16 protein-coding genes are annotated in these 13616 nt (G+C 64.1%); 6 read left to right on the top strand and 10 right to left on the bottom strand.

Features of this window, described 5'->3' with window-relative positions; genetic code table 11:
- The first annotated feature begins 23 nt into the window (after positions 1–23).
- Positions 24–1256: an FAD-binding domain-containing protein gene (locus I603_RS05380; protein WP_068862890.1), complete on the top strand. Its 1233-nt coding sequence runs from the start codon at positions 24–26 to the stop codon at positions 1254–1256.
- Positions 1257–1269: 13 nt separating this feature from the next.
- On the opposite strand, the gene I603_RS05375 is transcribed toward I603_RS05380, so the two are convergent.
- From I603_RS05375 to I603_RS05365, 3 genes are all read right to left on the bottom strand, one after another.
- Positions 1270–1620: an HPF/RaiA family ribosome-associated protein gene (locus I603_RS05375; protein ID WP_232305254.1), complete on the bottom strand. Its 351-nt coding sequence runs from the start codon at positions 1618–1620 to the stop codon at positions 1270–1272.
- A 93-nt stretch (positions 1621–1713) separates the two neighbouring features.
- Positions 1714–1941 carry a hypothetical protein gene (locus I603_RS05370; RefSeq protein WP_068862888.1) on the bottom strand — a complete coding sequence of 76 codons (228 nt, stop codon included), beginning with the start codon at positions 1939–1941 and terminating at the stop codon, positions 1714–1716.
- A gap of 90 nt (positions 1942–2031) precedes the next feature.
- Positions 2032–2244, bottom strand: a complete 213-nt coding sequence (locus I603_RS05365) for a cold-shock protein (RefSeq protein WP_068862886.1) — start codon at positions 2242–2244, stop codon at positions 2032–2034.
- A gap of 265 nt (positions 2245–2509) precedes the next feature.
- Here I603_RS05365 and I603_RS05360 point away from each other — a divergent pair, with 265 nt between their 5' ends.
- Positions 2510–3247: a GGDEF domain-containing protein gene (locus tag I603_RS05360; protein ID WP_068862884.1), complete on the top strand. Its 738-nt coding sequence runs from the start codon at positions 2510–2512 to the stop codon at positions 3245–3247.
- A 21-nt stretch (positions 3248–3268) separates the two neighbouring features.
- On the opposite strand, the gene I603_RS05355 is transcribed toward I603_RS05360, so the two are convergent.
- Complete coding sequence (locus I603_RS05355) at positions 3269–3934, bottom strand: hypothetical protein (RefSeq protein WP_068862883.1); 666 nt, start codon at positions 3932–3934, stop codon at positions 3269–3271.
- A gap of 123 nt (positions 3935–4057) precedes the next feature.
- Between I603_RS05355 and I603_RS14470 the strand changes: the two genes are divergently transcribed.
- Together I603_RS14470 and I603_RS14465 are read left to right on the top strand one after the other, a co-directional pair.
- Complete coding sequence (locus I603_RS14470) at positions 4058–4792, top strand: hypothetical protein (protein ID WP_143736743.1); 735 nt, start codon at positions 4058–4060, stop codon at positions 4790–4792.
- Entirely contained in the window at positions 4782–5435 is a 654-nt protein-coding gene (locus I603_RS14465; RefSeq protein ID WP_143736744.1) for a methyltransferase domain-containing protein, read from the top strand. The genes I603_RS14470 and I603_RS14465 overlap by 11 nt, the downstream gene beginning before the upstream one ends.
- A 23-nt stretch (positions 5436–5458) precedes the next feature.
- Here the strand turns inward: I603_RS14465 and I603_RS05340 are convergent, their stop codons facing one another.
- From I603_RS05340 to I603_RS05320, 5 genes are all read right to left on the bottom strand, one after another.
- Positions 5459–6016, bottom strand: coding sequence for a DUF3833 family protein (locus I603_RS05340; RefSeq protein ID WP_068862879.1), 558 nt, complete (start codon positions 6014–6016; stop codon positions 5459–5461).
- Positions 6013–6621: a c-type heme family protein gene (locus tag I603_RS05335; RefSeq protein WP_158093660.1), complete on the bottom strand. Its 609-nt coding sequence runs from the start codon at positions 6619–6621 to the stop codon at positions 6013–6015. Before I603_RS05335 ends, I603_RS05340 begins: the two co-directional genes overlap by 4 nt.
- Positions 6614–8482, bottom strand: a complete 1869-nt coding sequence (gene thiC, locus I603_RS05330; RefSeq protein ID WP_068862875.1) for a phosphomethylpyrimidine synthase ThiC — start codon at positions 8480–8482, stop codon at positions 6614–6616. The genes I603_RS05335 and thiC overlap by 8 nt, the downstream gene beginning before the upstream one ends.
- 228 nt (positions 8483–8710) lie before the next feature.
- Positions 8711–9178 carry a hypothetical protein gene (locus tag I603_RS05325; RefSeq protein WP_143736746.1) on the bottom strand — a complete coding sequence of 156 codons (468 nt, stop codon included), beginning with the start codon at positions 9176–9178 and terminating at the stop codon, positions 8711–8713.
- Between the two features lie 105 nt (positions 9179–9283).
- A complete protein-coding gene (locus I603_RS05320) occupies positions 9284–10552 on the bottom strand; it encodes a metal-dependent hydrolase family protein (protein ID WP_068862872.1) in 1269 nt (422 codons plus the stop codon).
- Positions 10553–10717: 165 nt separating this feature from the next.
- Here I603_RS05320 and I603_RS05315 point away from each other — a divergent pair, with 165 nt between their 5' ends.
- Positions 10718–11656, top strand: a complete 939-nt coding sequence (locus I603_RS05315; protein WP_143736747.1) for a hypothetical protein — start codon at positions 10718–10720, stop codon at positions 11654–11656.
- Positions 11657–11738: 82 nt separating this feature from the next.
- Positions 11739–12482: a DUF2059 domain-containing protein gene (locus I603_RS05310; RefSeq protein WP_084439871.1), complete on the top strand. Its 744-nt coding sequence runs from the start codon at positions 11739–11741 to the stop codon at positions 12480–12482.
- A 16-nt stretch (positions 12483–12498) separates the two neighbouring features.
- On the opposite strand, the gene I603_RS05305 is transcribed toward I603_RS05310, so the two are convergent.
- Complete coding sequence (locus I603_RS05305; protein WP_084439870.1) at positions 12499–13527, bottom strand: MipA/OmpV family protein; 1029 nt, start codon at positions 13525–13527, stop codon at positions 12499–12501.
- Between the last annotated feature and the right edge of the window lie 89 nt (positions 13528–13616).

Raw genomic sequence — 13616 nt, 5'->3', positions numbered from 1 at the left:
ACGGGCCAAGGGGTTGGGCGCGCATGGACTGGAACCCGACCCGCGCGCGCGGCCTTGAGCGTCTCGCCAGCTTCCTGCCGCTCGCCGGGCGCAGCTATGCCGAGCAGCGCAATCACGACCATGGCCCTGCCCGGGGCGGGCGCGACAACGTCTCGCAGCTCTCGCCATGGCTTCACGCCGGGCTGCTGGGAGAGGCCGAAGTGCTTTGCGCAGTGCTCGAACAGCACAGCCCGCGCGCAGCCGAAAAGTTCATCGCGGAGGTCTTCTGGCGGATCTATTTCAAGGGCTATCTCGAACAGCGCCCGTCGATATGGACAAGCTACCTTGCCGGCCGTGACGATGCTCTGGCCGCACTGGAGCGCAATGCCGGATTGTGCACCGCCTATGGAGAGGCCACCGAAGGGCGCACCGGCATAGAAGCTTTCGACGTTTGGGCGCGCGAGTTGGTGGAGACCGGCTACCTCCACAATCATGCGCGGATGTGGTTTGCCAGCATCTGGATCTTCACCCTCAAGCTCGACTGGCAGCTGGGTGCGGATTTCTTCCTGCGGCACCTGATGGATGGCGATGCGGCATCGAACACGTTGTCGTGGCGCTGGGTGGCGGGGCTGCATACCAAGGGCAAGCACTACCTCGCCCGGCCCGACAACATCGCACGCTTCACCGCCGGGCGCGCGGATGGCCCGCTGACGGCCGAGGGGCTTGCAGAGAACGCCGCGCCGATGACCGAGCCGGTCGAACATCCGCGCCGCCTGCCCGACCTGCCGCCCCCTGTTACCACTGCCGATCTCGCCCAGCCTTTCGCCCTGCTGCTACACGACGAGGCAGCGCATCACGCGCCGCTTATCCTCCCGGCGCGTCCTGCTCTGGTGATCGGCGCAACCCGTCCCGAGGCGCGTTCGCCAGGAGTGACAGGCTCGCCGGCGCGAGCGTTCACTGCGGGAGCGATGGAGAGCGGCCTGACCGAGGCTGCTGCCGCCTTCGGGTGTCCGTCGATGCAATGGCGCGCCGGAGAGCCGATCGAAGCGCTGCTCGCCGAAGCGGATGTGGAACGCGTGGCGCTGCCATGGCTGCCTGCCGGATGGACCCGCGATGCGCTTGCTCCCAGACTGGCGGAGCTGCAGCGGCAGGGCCGCGTTACCACCCTCCTCGCCCCGCTCCACCGTGCCACCTGGCCACACGCCAAGGCCGGGTTCTTCGGCGTCGCCAAGCAGATCGACGCGGTGCTGGGCGAATGCGGGATCGGAGGCGGTTAGGCCCCCTTCCCTGTCAGAGCGCCTTGTCGGGCGAGGGGTCGTGCTTGTGCCGCTCGGCCTTGCCGAACACCCGCTCGAGCCGTTCGGCGAGCGTATTGGCTGCGATCCGCGCCGCGGCATCGACATCGGCTGCCTTGCCCGTCACCCCGATCGGACGACCGCCACGCGGGCGCGCCTCGATCATGCAATGCTTGTCATCCGCGCCATGCTTGCGCCCGTTGACGTCGCTCACATGCACCTCGATGCGGGTGAGCCGGTCCTCGAACCGCGCCAGCCGGTGGCGCACCTGCTGTTCGATCCGCTCCGCCACGTTTTCCGTGCCCATCACCGAACTGTCGGTATTGAACTGGAACTGCATTGCCATGGGGCTCTCCTCCTCGCGCTTGTTATGGTTCTGTTGCACCATTCAATATGGGGAGAGACGCAGGAGGTTTCCAGCCGAAATCGGCAGCGGCGATCAGTCGTCGCGGGCGAGCGCCTCTTCGGCTTCGGCAGCGCGTTTCCCGGCCCGCTCACGCTCGGCCTTTTCGCGCTGGATCGCGGTCTTGCGGGCCTGTTCGGCAAGGCCTCGCCAGGTCTTTTCCGAGCGCAGTTCACGCTCACGGACATTCTCGAGCGTCGCCGCATCGGCGAGCGCCGCCGCCTCGTCCGCGCGTTCGCAATAGAATTCGTAGGTCTGGGCCATGGGGAATGTCCTTGCCGTAAGAGAGAGGGGAAGGCGGCTAGGGGTGGAGCAGGACGGCACCCTTGCGCCGTCCTGCCCCGGTATCCTCGCTCAGTCGGCGGCCGAAAGGTTCACGGCGCTTTCCTTGCCGTTGCGCCCGCGCTCCAGTTCGTAGTTCAGGCGCTGGTCCTTATCGAGCGTCGCCATGCCCGCTGCCTGAACGGCGGTGATGTGGACGAAGCTGTCGGACGAACCATCGTCGGGCTGGATGAAGCCATAGCCCTTGTCGCTGTTGAAGAACTTCACGGTTCCGGTCTTGCTCATGGTGTGTTCCTTTCAAGAACATGTCGTTGCCCGCCTGCGACATGCGGGCGGGAAGTGCGTCAAATCGTCCGATGAAAGGAAGTCGTCGTCTGGTTAACGCCGGGGGGCCAGAGCCCAGGCGGCGGAGCGCAAAGTTCGAAGTCCGTCGCAAATTTCGACGTCAGCAACCGTGCCTCTAGCACGGAAGAGAGGGTTCTCCTAATCGCGGGCTCCTAGACCGGCGTTAAGACAATCGCGACAGGTCCGCTGCTAACCTGATGTTGCAATGTTCACCCCCCTTGCCCCCCGCACCCCCGGTGCCCTGCGCCGCCACCTCTGGCGGACCGACCTGCTGGTGGTTGGCGCGTCGGTCATCGCCTCGGCCATGTTCGCGCATCTGTCTTTCACGATGTTCGGCACGATCGACTATGCAGGCACGATGGTTGCCGCGGTGGCGATCCCGCTGGTGGTGGCAAGCCTCGCCTTTGCGTGGATCGCGGCCCTGACCCTGAGGCTCGACGCCTCGCGCCGCGAGCTTGAACGGATGGCCCACCAGGATCCGCTGACCGGACTGGCGAACCGCCGTGCGGCGCTGGCCCGGCTGGAACAATGGGCCGGAACACCCGACAGGATCGCGCTGGCGATTGCCGACATCGATTTCTTCAAGAGGGTCAACGACCGGCTCGGCCATGACGCGGGCGATGCCAGCCTCGTCCACTTTGCCGCGATGCTCCGGAAGCTGCTCCCTGCCGAGTGGCTGGTGGCGCGCATCGGCGGCGAGGAATTCCTGATCGCTGCCCGCGATGCCGACTTCCCCGCCTTTGCCGCGCGGATCGAGGCGGTGCGGGTCGCGGTGGCGCAGACCCCGCTGATCGTTTCGGCCGGCCCGTGGCAAATGACCGCAAGCTTCGGCCTCGCCGAGCGCCTTGCAGGAGAGCCGGCAGACCGCATGATCACCCGCGCCGACACCGCGCTCTATGCCGCCAAGCAAGCCGGCCGCAACCGCATCGAGCGCGCCGCGTAACTTGACAAACTTGACAACCTGTCAAGCATCGCCTTCCCAGCCATGTTCCTGTAATACATCCATTAATTCGTCATCGCTCATGCTTGACGGACAGGGGAAGCCCCCCTGTTCCGCAGCCCCGAAGCCGCCGCGCAAGGCTGCGAACTCGTCCGGGTCTTGCGGAGAAAGCGCACCGGTTGCCACCGCCTCGCCCGCTTCCAGCTTTGCCAGCAGCGCCTCGAAATCGCGGGCGTGGCGCTCGGCCATCGGCCCTAGGCGGCCGAAGGCGGGATTGCCGCCCATGGTAAAGCGCGACAGCAGCGCGACCGTCAGCCGCTCGTCAAACCGGCGGTAGGAGCCGACCTGCTCGCCCTGAAAGAACACCGGCACCTCGACGCCGTTCAAGGCCCGTTCGAGCGCGGTGTGGGCGAGCACATCATAGGAATGGTGAAACGCCACCTCCCACGCCAGATCGAAGGGCTGGCCCTTGAGGCGTGATCGGAGCTGATAGGCCGATTGCCGGCTCATCCCCACCGACCGCGCGGCTTCCGAGACCGAATGCGTGGCGGAGAGCTGGCGCAGGAAAGCGACCTGCTTTTCGCGGGTCCAGCCATCATGGCGTCGGCCACGGGGCGTTTCAGGGGTGTCAGGAACAGCGCGAAGCTTGGCCGCGCTGCTGGGCGAACGGGGGGACGGGGTGCGGGTCATCGCGGGAGGATGACTGAGGGGGTGGGGTGTAGGAAAGGGGTTGAAAGGGCGCGGAAAACTCGTGACGGACGCACCTCCCTATGTCAGAGTTGGGACCTTAGAGCGCGATGGGAGCCATGAGCCGTGACAAATCTTATAAAGGCTGTTGTCCCACTTTTCGCTAGACCCAATAACTATGCCGAAATGCTGCAAAAACTCGCCGGATTCACGTTCTGGGAAGCCACAATTTTAATCTACGTTCTCAGACAGAACCCTAAATTTGATCGAATTTTTGAAGATTCCTTTTTAAATCTTCTACCCAGAGAAGCACTTCCAGAGGAGCTTCGATGGATTCATGTGCCAACAATAATCACATCTTTATTAACAGCCTTCAGTTTTTACTATTTCCAAATTCACGATCAGATACAAAAGCCAATAAAAATACGAGAAAAATTCGACACGAACTATATTTTCGTGCCTCTCGCTCGATTGGTCGGGATCAATCCGAGCGAAAGCAAAATCTTAAAATTCAAAAGAAACAGAAATCCGACGATGAGGCAGATTTTTTATAGGTTTGCATCCTCAACCAAAGATAATACTGTCGTTGACAAGCACGATATACATCAAGCGCTTTGGCTTTGGAGTAATTTTTGGGTACTCGAAGAACTCATATTTTTGTGCCTCGTTTTCTCGTTGATTTTTATTTCCTTTCAAATGTGGCTACCTGCAGCCGCAGTGATTGCCATATGCCCCGTCGCGGCGTTTGCAATGCGCCAGCAGTGGCCAAGACTGTCGAGCACCGCGAGAGCGCAAATCGAACAGATCGCACACGATCCGGACGCCAAAGCCTCCGTTCGCAAGGTGATAAATGCGCTATAGGATACCGAAATACGGCATTATTCGTTCGGAAAATGCCGCAAAGCCAGTAGCCCAAAAGAACAAATTTCTTCTGGGTCTGATTTCTGAACTAGCTCCGGTTGAAAATACGGTCGACTATGGAACCGGCAAATTACGATATTTGACAGAAATTCTGCAGACTACGAATCAACTAACAGTCGTCGATTCTTTAGTGCAAATTGAGCGCGAACAGAAATTGCATGAAAAGACGTGTTCGATAAAGGACATCGTAGAGGCAAAAAATAGTGTTAGAGCGATAAATACAAAAGAGTTTATTGAACTTTCAGATGAGTTTGATCGTGCGTTTTTACTAAATGTACTGCAGATCATACCAATACCCAAAATTCGTATTGAAATTCTGCGAAGGATTCGAAGAAAACTTCGCCGGGATGGTGAGATTTTTTCCTGCGTGCAGTACAGAAATTCCGATTTCACCCGTATGGCGGCAATGCACAACGCGCGACAGTTTCGAGATGGCATCATCATCGATCACCTCAGAGGCACTTCCTTCTACGGATTCATTAGTCCTGACCAACTCCAAGCTCTATTCGAACTTGCTGGCTTTTCCGTAGAGAAGCGCGATCTGCATGAGGGCACATGTTACATCCGGGCGAGACCGGTCTAGTTCCGAGTCACCCCCTCACCCCCTCACCCCCTCACAATCTCCTCCGCCAGCACGGCAACCGTCACGCCCAGATGGCTCACCTTGAGCACATTCGCCGCGCGGCGCCCGTCCTCCCACAGCGTCAGCTCCTGCCGCACCTGAAAGCCGCCCTTCATGCGGTATTCGAGCACCAGCCGGTTACCCTCGCTGCGCCCGGTGACCTTGCCGATCGCGTCGGTCAGGCTGCCCTCGTAATAGCCCGGCGCGATCTCGATCAGGCGCCACTGGCGTTTGCGGGGGCGCTTGTCGCCCTCGGTGACGGTCTGATCGAGCACCAGCACGCGGGTATCGGCGGCGTCCCAGCTGGCTTCGTGGTGCGGCTCGATTTCTATGCGCCCGCGGCTTTCGACCCGCACGGTGACGGGATCGGACAGCACCTTGTCCAGCGTCCCCTCCCCGCGGCTTGCCCCGAGGAAGAACACGAAGGGATCGAAGCGCGGCGCCTCGGCCCGCGCGATCGGGGCGGCGGCTTCGGGGGTGGAGACGCAGGCGCCCGGCAGCAAGGCCAGCGGGGCCAGCAGCGCAAGGGCGCGGCGGCTCATTTCAGGAAGCGCTCCGCGTTCCAGCTCACCAGCAGCGCGCCGCGCAGCTCGCCCGGCTTGAAGCCCGTGGCAAGGTCGCCTGGGTAAAGCTGATCGATATGCGCCCTGAGGGCGGGTTCGATGCTGGTGCCGTGGCATACCGAGCAGGGCTGGTCCTGCATCGGGATGGCGGAGAGGAAGTGCACCTTGGCACCCGCGCCGTCTCCGGTGCGGACGATTTGCACGGCGGGCTTGCCGTCGGCCAGCGGCGCGGCTTCCAATGCGGCATAGGCCTGTGCCAACTCCTCCGGCACCCCGCCTGCGGGGTTGCGGTGCCGCGCGGCGATGCGGCTGACCTCGGCCCCGCTCGCCTCGCTCTGCGCCTGCGCGATGGCGGGCGCGACCTGCTGGCAGACCGAGACGGCCTCCACCGGCCCGCCCGCTTCAAGCGCCGCCTGAAGCTGGGCCTTGAGGTCCCCCTGGAAGGCTTGCGCGACCGGCACCGAGGCGGCGATTACCGCTGCTTCGTCCAGCACCGGCGCGGGCGGTTCGCTCTCGCCCGAACAGGCCGCGAGCGCGAACAGCGCCGCGATGGCAGGGACAGCGGGGCGCATGGCCTCAGTCATGCTCGCGGTCGGGCGCGCCGACATAGAGCTGCCCGCCGATCTCGCGGAACTTCTCGCTCATTTCGGCCATGCCCTTTTCGGCGTCCTCGGCGGCAAGGAACGTCTCGGGGGCGGCGTTCTGCTTGGCGGCGAAATCGCGCACTTCCTGCGTGATCTTCATCGAACAGAACTTGGGCCCGCACATCGAGCAGAAATGCGCCGACTTCGCGCCTTCCGCCGGCAGCGTCTGGTCGTGGTATTGCTCGGCGGTTTCCGGATCGAGGCTGAGGTTGAACTGGTCGCGCCAGCGGAACTCGAAGCGGGCCTTCGACAGCGCATCGTCGCGCACCTGTGCCGCCGGATGCCCCTTGGCGAGGTCGGCGGCGTGGGCGGCGAGTTTGTAGGTGACGACGCCCACCTTCACATCGTCACGGTCGGGCAGGCCCAAGTGCTCCTTGGGGGTGACGTAGCAGAGCATCGCCGTGCCATACCAACCGATCTGCGCCGCGCCGATGCCGCTGGTGATGTGGTCATAGCCCGGCGCAATGTCGGTGACGAGCGGGCCAAGCGTGTAGAACGGCGCCTCGCCGCAGGCTTCGAGCTGCTTTTCCATGTTCTGCTTGATCTTGTGCATCGGCACGTGGCCGGGGCCTTCGATCATCACCTGCACGTCCTGTTCCCAGGCACGCTTGGTGAGCTCGCCAAGGGTGTAGAGCTCGGCGAACTGGGCTTCGTCGTTCGCGTCGGCGATCGATCCCGGGCGCAGGCCGTCGCCCAGCGAATAGGCGATGTCATAGGCCTTCATGATCTCGGTGATCTCGTCGAAATGCTCGTAGAGGAAGCTCTCCTTGTGGTGGGCGAGGCACCACTTGGCCATGATCGAGCCGCCGCGCGAGACGATGCCGGTCACGCGCCTGGCGGTCATCGGGATATAGGGCAGGCGCACACCGGCGTGGATGGTGAAGTAGTCGACGCCCTGTTCGGCCTGCTCGATCAGCGTATCGCGGAAGATTTCCCAGGTGAGGTCTTCGGCAATGCCGCCGACCTTCTCCAGCGCCTGATAGATCGGCACGGTGCCGATCGGCACGGGGCTGTTGCGGATGATCCATTCGCGGGTGTCGTGGATGTTGCGCCCCGTCGACAGGTCCATGATCGTGTCCGCGCCCCAGCGCGTGGCCCAGACCATCTTGTCCACTTCCTGCGCCACGTCGCTCGCCACCGCGGAGTTGCCGATATTGGCGTTGATCTTGACGAGGAAGTTACGCCCGATCGCCATCGGCTCGCTTTCGGGGTGGTTGATGTTGGACGGGATGATCGCCCTCCCCCGCGCGACTTCGCTGCGGACGAATTCCGGGGTGATGACATCGGGGATTTCCGCCCCCCAGCTCTCGCCATCGCGGATCAGGTCGGCAGCGATTTCGCGCCCCAGGTTCTCGCGCTCGGCGACATATTCCATTTCCGGCGTGATGATGCCGCGGCGGGCATAATGCATCTGCGTGACGTTCATCCCCGCCTTCGCGCGCAAAGGCCGCTTGACGACATTGGGAAAGCCCGGAACGCCGCCCGAACGATCGGGACCGAGCTGGCCATTATCCTCCGGCTTCACCTCGCGGCCCGCGTAATCCTCGACATCGCCGCGCGCCATGATCCAGTCGCGGCGGATCGGGGCAAGGCCGGCGTTGATGTCGATCAGCGCCTCAGGGTCGGTATAGGGACCGGAGGTGTCGTAGACCCGCACCGAAGGCTCGCCGCCTTCCAGATCGATCTCGCGCATCGCCACGCGGATGCCGCTGCCGGTGCGCGCGCCGACATAAACCTTGCGGCTGCCACGGATAGGCCCGGTGGTGACGCCGATTTCGACGGGGGAATTGATGTCGGCCATGATGCGTTCTCTCTCCAACAGGCGGAAAAGAGCGCGGGTACCACGGCACAGTGACCAGCCCACTCCCTCCGCCGATGCTAATCGGTTCAGGTTCGACGGGTCGGGCGGTGCTACGCGCCCCTCTCAGCCAAGCGGCTCCCCGGGGATGGGCCATCATTAGCGCGTCACCGCAGACAAATCCAGCGGTTCGGCACAGGCGGGGCGCCTTGGCCGCGCCCGGCGCGCGCCCTACCGGGCGGCGGCGCGCTGCGAATGGAAGAAATCGAGCTTCCAGCGCTTGCCGTCATGAACCAGCACGGCGGATTCGAGCCAGCGCACAGGCCGCACATCGGGCGGCGTGCCTGCGCTGCCGGTATTCTCCCACTGCGACCACGCGACATCGCAGCGCAGGTTGGTGTCCATCGGGCCGAGGTTCCAGTTGATCTCGACCCCGTTGCCGAGGGCATCGACAACCGCGTCGACAAGCGCCGCGCCGGGAAAGCGCTGGCCCACATCGAAAGCGTAGAAGGAGGAGGTCGTCACCTGCTCGAACGGAGCCTTGTCCGCCACGCGCAGGGCAGCAAAGAAATCGTGGATGGTCTGTTCGATCTCTGCGGGCGCGGTGGCAGGATCGGGACATTGAGCGGTGCTGGCATGGACGGGCACACCAAGCGACAAGGCCGCACCAAAGGCGGCAAGTAGGGCTGCTGGGTTCATGTCCGGGACAATGCGCCGCCTATCGGCCAAGTCAATCTCCGGCTCGACCATTCCACCTTGTGCGCGCAAAACCGCATCGCGCGCCCGGCCGTATCGCCCGCGCCGCTATTCGATCACCCTTCCCCGCACCATCACGAAGTCGACCTTCTCCAGCACGCTCACATCGGCCAGCGGATTGCCATCCACCGCGATGATATCGGCCGAATAGCCGGGCGCGAGGCGGCCAATCTGGCTTTCCATGCCGAGCACCTTGGCGGCCCCGGTGGTCGCGCTGGCGAGCACTTCGCGGTCGCTCATGCCCTGTTTCCGCATCAGCGCCAGTTCTTCGGCATTGCGGCCGTGGCTGTAGACGCCTGCATCCGTGCCGAAGGCGACGGTAACGCCATACTGCCGGGCGCGGGAAACGAGCGAGGCCATCAGCGGCTGGACGGCCCGGATCTTGTCTTCGACGACGGGGGTATAAACACCCTTGCCCAGCCCTTCGGAAACGCCCTCCAGCGCCATCAGGGTGGGGACGAGCACGGTGCCGTTGGCCTTCATCGCCTTCGCGGCGTCTTCGTCGAGATAGGTGCCGTGCTCGATCGAATCGATGCCCGCTTCGGCGGCCTGCTGGATGCCGCGCGCGCCATGGGCATGGGCCATGACTTTCAGGCCAAGCGAATGCGCCGTGTCGGCAATCGCCTTCATCTCCTCGGGCGTGAAATGGGCCTCCAGCCCGCGCCCCTGCTGGCTCAGCACGCCGCCGGTGGCGGTGATCTTGATCACGTCCGAACCGTTCTGGCTGGCGAGCCGCACCTTGGCAGCGCATTCGACCGGGCCGGTGCAGTTGAAGCCGCTATCGAGCAGTTCGTTGACCTCCGAACGGAAGCCGTTGACGTCGGCATGACCGCCGATGATCGAGAGCGCCGGGCCAGCAGCCACGATCCGTGGCCCAGGAATAACCCCCTCGGCGGTGCCGCGCCTTAGGGCAAAGGCCGTATCCCGCCCGCTGCCCGCCTCGCGCACGGTGGTGAAGCCGGCACGCACCGTCAACAGAGCGTTCTTGGCGCCGACCACCACGCCCCATTCGTCAGGCTCTGTCGCCTTCTTCCAGAAATCGCCGCCCGGATCGCCGGTCAGGTGGGTGTGGAGATCGATCAGGCCGGGGAGCACGGTCAGGCGCGCAAGGTCGATTTCGCGGTCGGCGGCAACCGCGCCGTGACCGGGGGTGATCGACACGATCCTGCCATCCTCGACCAGAATGGTAGCCGGACCGCTCGGCTCGCCCGCCGCATCGGCCAGCACCGCTCCGGCGCGGATCGCCACGGTTTCCGCCGCGAGCGGGGTGGCCGCAACCAGCGCCGCAAGTCCCGCAAGGCCGGCTGCCCGGCGCATGTGTCCCGTCATTCTCTCTCTCTCCGCAAAATCACCGACCCCGCGCGTCTGATGCGCCGCAGCGGCGCCGATGGCAAGCCTCGCAAGGCCGACCCGCCCCGTCAGCATTCATTTGGCATTTACAGGTGGGTGATGATAACATGCTGGTTATTCGAGGAGTCCGCGATGAAACCTGCTTTCACTGCCCTGCTTGCCGCCGCAACCGCCGCGCTTGTTCCGACGACCGCCTTGTCGGCGCAGCAACCGGACGAGGCAGTCGGCGCAGGCGAGGCCGAAACCGGCGAAATCATCGTCGACGGCTACACCGAGAAGGAAATCCGCACCTTCCTGTGGCGCAGCCTCAACAATACCGAACGCGTGATCGCCAGACGCAGCGAGCCGCTGTGCGTGGGGATCGACAATGCGCCACCCGAACTTGCCGAGCCGGTCAGGGCACGGATCGAGGCCAATCTTGCCCAATTCGGGATCGCGATGGGCGAACCGGGCTGCCGCGCCAATTCGGTGGTGGTGTTTCACGATGACGCGCACAAGTTCGTCAACTGGCTCGACGATAACCATGTCGAGGCGTTCCAGGCGCTCTACAAACCCGAAAAGCGCCGACTGATCCGCAAGCAGCGTCCGGTCTACAACTGGGCCTATATCCCGAACGAGGCGATGCGCATGAAGTTCGGCAACCAGCCGACGGCGCCCGTACGCGCCGGACAGCTCGCACTCCAGTTCCAGCCGGTCGGATTTGAACCGGGCGGCATCATGTACAGCTGGATGGCGCCTGTCACAATCTCGCACAGCTTTACGGTCATCGATATCGACGCGCTGGACGGCATCACGACCCAGCAATTGGGCGATTACCTCACCATGCAGATGCTGGTCGAACTCCGCCCGGGTTCGCGCCCGGAGATCCCGACGGATTCGATCCTCAACCTGTTCACCGATACCGGCGGCAATCCGGATGCGGCACCGGAAATGTCGAAGCTCGACCGGGCTGTCCTGAGCGAATTTTACGCAGACCGCCAGAACTGGCGGGCAGGCGCCGTGCGTTCCGCCATTGCCCTGCGCGCGATCGAGGCTCTGGACGAGGAAGGCTATATCCTCGCCGCCAAGTAGCGCGGCAAGCGCGAGAGCCGGGCCTTGGCACGGGGCGTGGCGCGGCTATGCTTGCGCTGCCACGATCTTGCGGGGACAGGCCATGAGAGGAATACAGCTGCTTCGCCATACCTGTGCCGCGCTTGCATTGGCGCTGGTGCCGCTGTCATCGTTTGCCGCGGCCGGTCCGGCAGCGGCGGAGGCAGGCGAGGCGCCGGACGCCGCCTATGCCGATCTCTACAGCGCCATGCAGGAATCGGTCGATCAGGAACAGATGGCCGACAGCGCGCTCCAGGCTCTTGCCCGCCAATTCGCGGCCACGCCCGAATTCGCCGGAGCCGAAGCCCGGAGCCCGGGCCTGATCGCGGAGGTTACGGCCGGATTGCGCCCGATCTTCGTGGCCCAGTCAAAGCGGGTGCGGCAGCTTTACCGCCCTGCAACGCTAGCCCTTTTCGCCCGTCACCTTACCGCGGCCGAGGCGGGCAGCATCGCGGCCTTCTACCGTTCGGACATCGGGCGCAAGCTGATGGGCGGTCTTGCGCGCAATTATTCGCCCGATGCCACACTGTCCAACCTGGCGGAGGACGGGCCCGTCACCCGCGAGCAGGTGGAGGCGGATATCAGTCAGGCAACCGGTGCGGCGCTATCGGCGCTCACGCCCGAGGACATGACGACACTGGGCGAGATGGCGATGGCCAATCCTGCGCTGCTCAAGATCTCGCTGATCGGCAAGGGCGTGCAGGAACTGCGGGTGCAGATGGAGAACGAGCCGCTCACCGCGGAGGAGGACGCCGCGGTGGTGGCGGTGATCGAGGACGTGTTCAATCGACGCTTCGGTGCACAGTGACGCGCACCGCGCGAGATCAGAACGTGTAACCCAGCCCCAGCCCCACCAGGAACTGGTTGGGATCGCCGCGCAAGGCGGTGTAGGGATTGTCCGCCCCGTCGCCCAGCATCCGCGAATAGCCGGTCAGGCCATAGACGTTGAGCCCGCCATTGAGCGCGTTGCCGTCCAGATCGACGGTCACGATCGCCAGCGTACCGATGCGGTTGAGCCCGCCGTCTGCGGAGAATACCGGCAGGCCGCTCGCCGCGCTCTGGGCCGGTGAGACGGAGAAGTAGTAATCGGCGAAATTGTCGTCGATGAACTCTGCCGTCGCGCCGACCTGCACCAGCATCCCGCGACCGATCGGGGTGGCATAGGTGACGCCGGGCTCGATTACCCGGCCCTCGTGCGCGCCCAGCACGTCCCAGCGGACATTGGCCGACACCGTGAGCGAATCGAGACGGTTGAACACGCCGGGAAAGCTGAGGCCGGCGTTGACGCCGACTTCCAGCGCATTGTCGAGACGGCCGGCGGCATTCACAACGTCATCGCCGCTGTCCACCGCGCGGTCGTTGCGGAACCGGAAGGTCGGGCCGAGCGAGACCGTCGGCTTCTTCTTGCGCGATACGAGGGTGGGTTGCGGCGAGAGGAAATCGAGCGTCAGACCAGCTGCGGAAGGGCGGATACCGACCCCGCCGACCCGGCCCACGACGAGCGGCAGCGGGAAAAACTGGAAATTGTCCGAACCGGCATAGGTCGGCACGAGGCCGGCGCCCAGCCCGACGGTGATCCAGTTCTTGTCGAACACGGTCTTGAACGGCGGGCCGCCCGGCGGCATCCCGGCGGGCGCGCCGGCCTGTTGGCCCTGAGGCCCACCCTGAGCCTGCCCGGATTGCACTGTCGCCGTGGACGCCTCTGCACCGGTCGCAGCTGCAGCAGCATCGGCCGCAAGGCTGTCCTCAGCCTCCGTCTCGCCGGCCAGCGCGGGGGATGCCCCGAGCAATAGTGCACCGACGCAAGGGGCAATCGGGGACACGACGGACATGGGCTTGATGAAGGGCTTCACGGTGCGATCCTTTGCGGGGTTGGCCTATCGGGGCTTGCGGCTTGATGCGAACCTGTCTCAAAAGCCGCGAGGCGGCCCTTATGTTCCCG

Origin of the sequence: Erythrobacter dokdonensis DSW-74 (assembly GCF_001677335.1) — a bacterium.
GTDB classification, from domain to species: domain Bacteria; phylum Pseudomonadota; class Alphaproteobacteria; order Sphingomonadales; family Sphingomonadaceae; genus Erythrobacter; species Erythrobacter dokdonensis.
This window is presented reverse-complemented; position numbering and strand designations above follow the sequence as displayed.

What these genes read in the sequence shown, in the direction of transcription:
- I603_RS05340 (WP_068862879.1), bottom strand. Translation starts at nt 6,016, where the DNA reads ATGAGCCGCCGCGCCCTTGCGCTGCTGGCCCCGCTGGCCTTGCTGCCG.
- I603_RS05375 (WP_232305254.1), bottom strand. Translation starts at nt 1,620, where the DNA reads ATGGCAATGCAGTTCCAGTTCAATACCGACAGTTCGGTGATGGGCACG.
- I603_RS05360 (WP_068862884.1), top strand. Translation starts at nt 2,510, where the DNA reads ATGTTCACCCCCCTTGCCCCCCGCACCCCCGGTGCCCTGCGCCGCCAC.
- thiC (WP_068862875.1), bottom strand. Translation starts at nt 8,482, where the DNA reads ATGGCCGACATCAATTCCCCCGTCGAAATCGGCGTCACCACCGGGCCT.
- I603_RS05315 (WP_143736747.1), top strand. Translation starts at nt 10,718, where the DNA reads ATGAAACCTGCTTTCACTGCCCTGCTTGCCGCCGCAACCGCCGCGCTT.
- I603_RS05365 (WP_068862886.1), bottom strand. Translation starts at nt 2,244, where the DNA reads ATGAGCAAGACCGGAACCGTGAAGTTCTTCAACAGCGACAAGGGCTAT.
- I603_RS14465 (WP_143736744.1), top strand. Translation starts at nt 4,782, where the DNA reads ATGCGCTATAGGATACCGAAATACGGCATTATTCGTTCGGAAAATGCC.
- I603_RS05355 (WP_068862883.1), bottom strand. Translation starts at nt 3,934, where the DNA reads ATGACCCGCACCCCGTCCCCCCGTTCGCCCAGCAGCGCGGCCAAGCTT.
- I603_RS05370 (WP_068862888.1), bottom strand. Translation starts at nt 1,941, where the DNA reads ATGGCCCAGACCTACGAATTCTATTGCGAACGCGCGGACGAGGCGGCG.
- I603_RS05325 (WP_143736746.1), bottom strand. Translation starts at nt 9,178, where the DNA reads ATGAACCCAGCAGCCCTACTTGCCGCCTTTGGTGCGGCCTTGTCGCTT.
- I603_RS05310 (WP_084439871.1), top strand. Translation starts at nt 11,739, where the DNA reads ATGAGAGGAATACAGCTGCTTCGCCATACCTGTGCCGCGCTTGCATTG.
- I603_RS05380 (WP_068862890.1), top strand. Translation starts at nt 24, where the DNA reads ATGGACTGGAACCCGACCCGCGCGCGCGGCCTTGAGCGTCTCGCCAGC.
- I603_RS05335 (WP_158093660.1), bottom strand. Translation starts at nt 6,621, where the DNA reads ATGACTGAGGCCATGCGCCCCGCTGTCCCTGCCATCGCGGCGCTGTTC.
- I603_RS05320 (WP_068862872.1), bottom strand. Translation starts at nt 10,552, where the DNA reads ATGCGCCGGGCAGCCGGCCTTGCGGGACTTGCGGCGCTGGTTGCGGCC.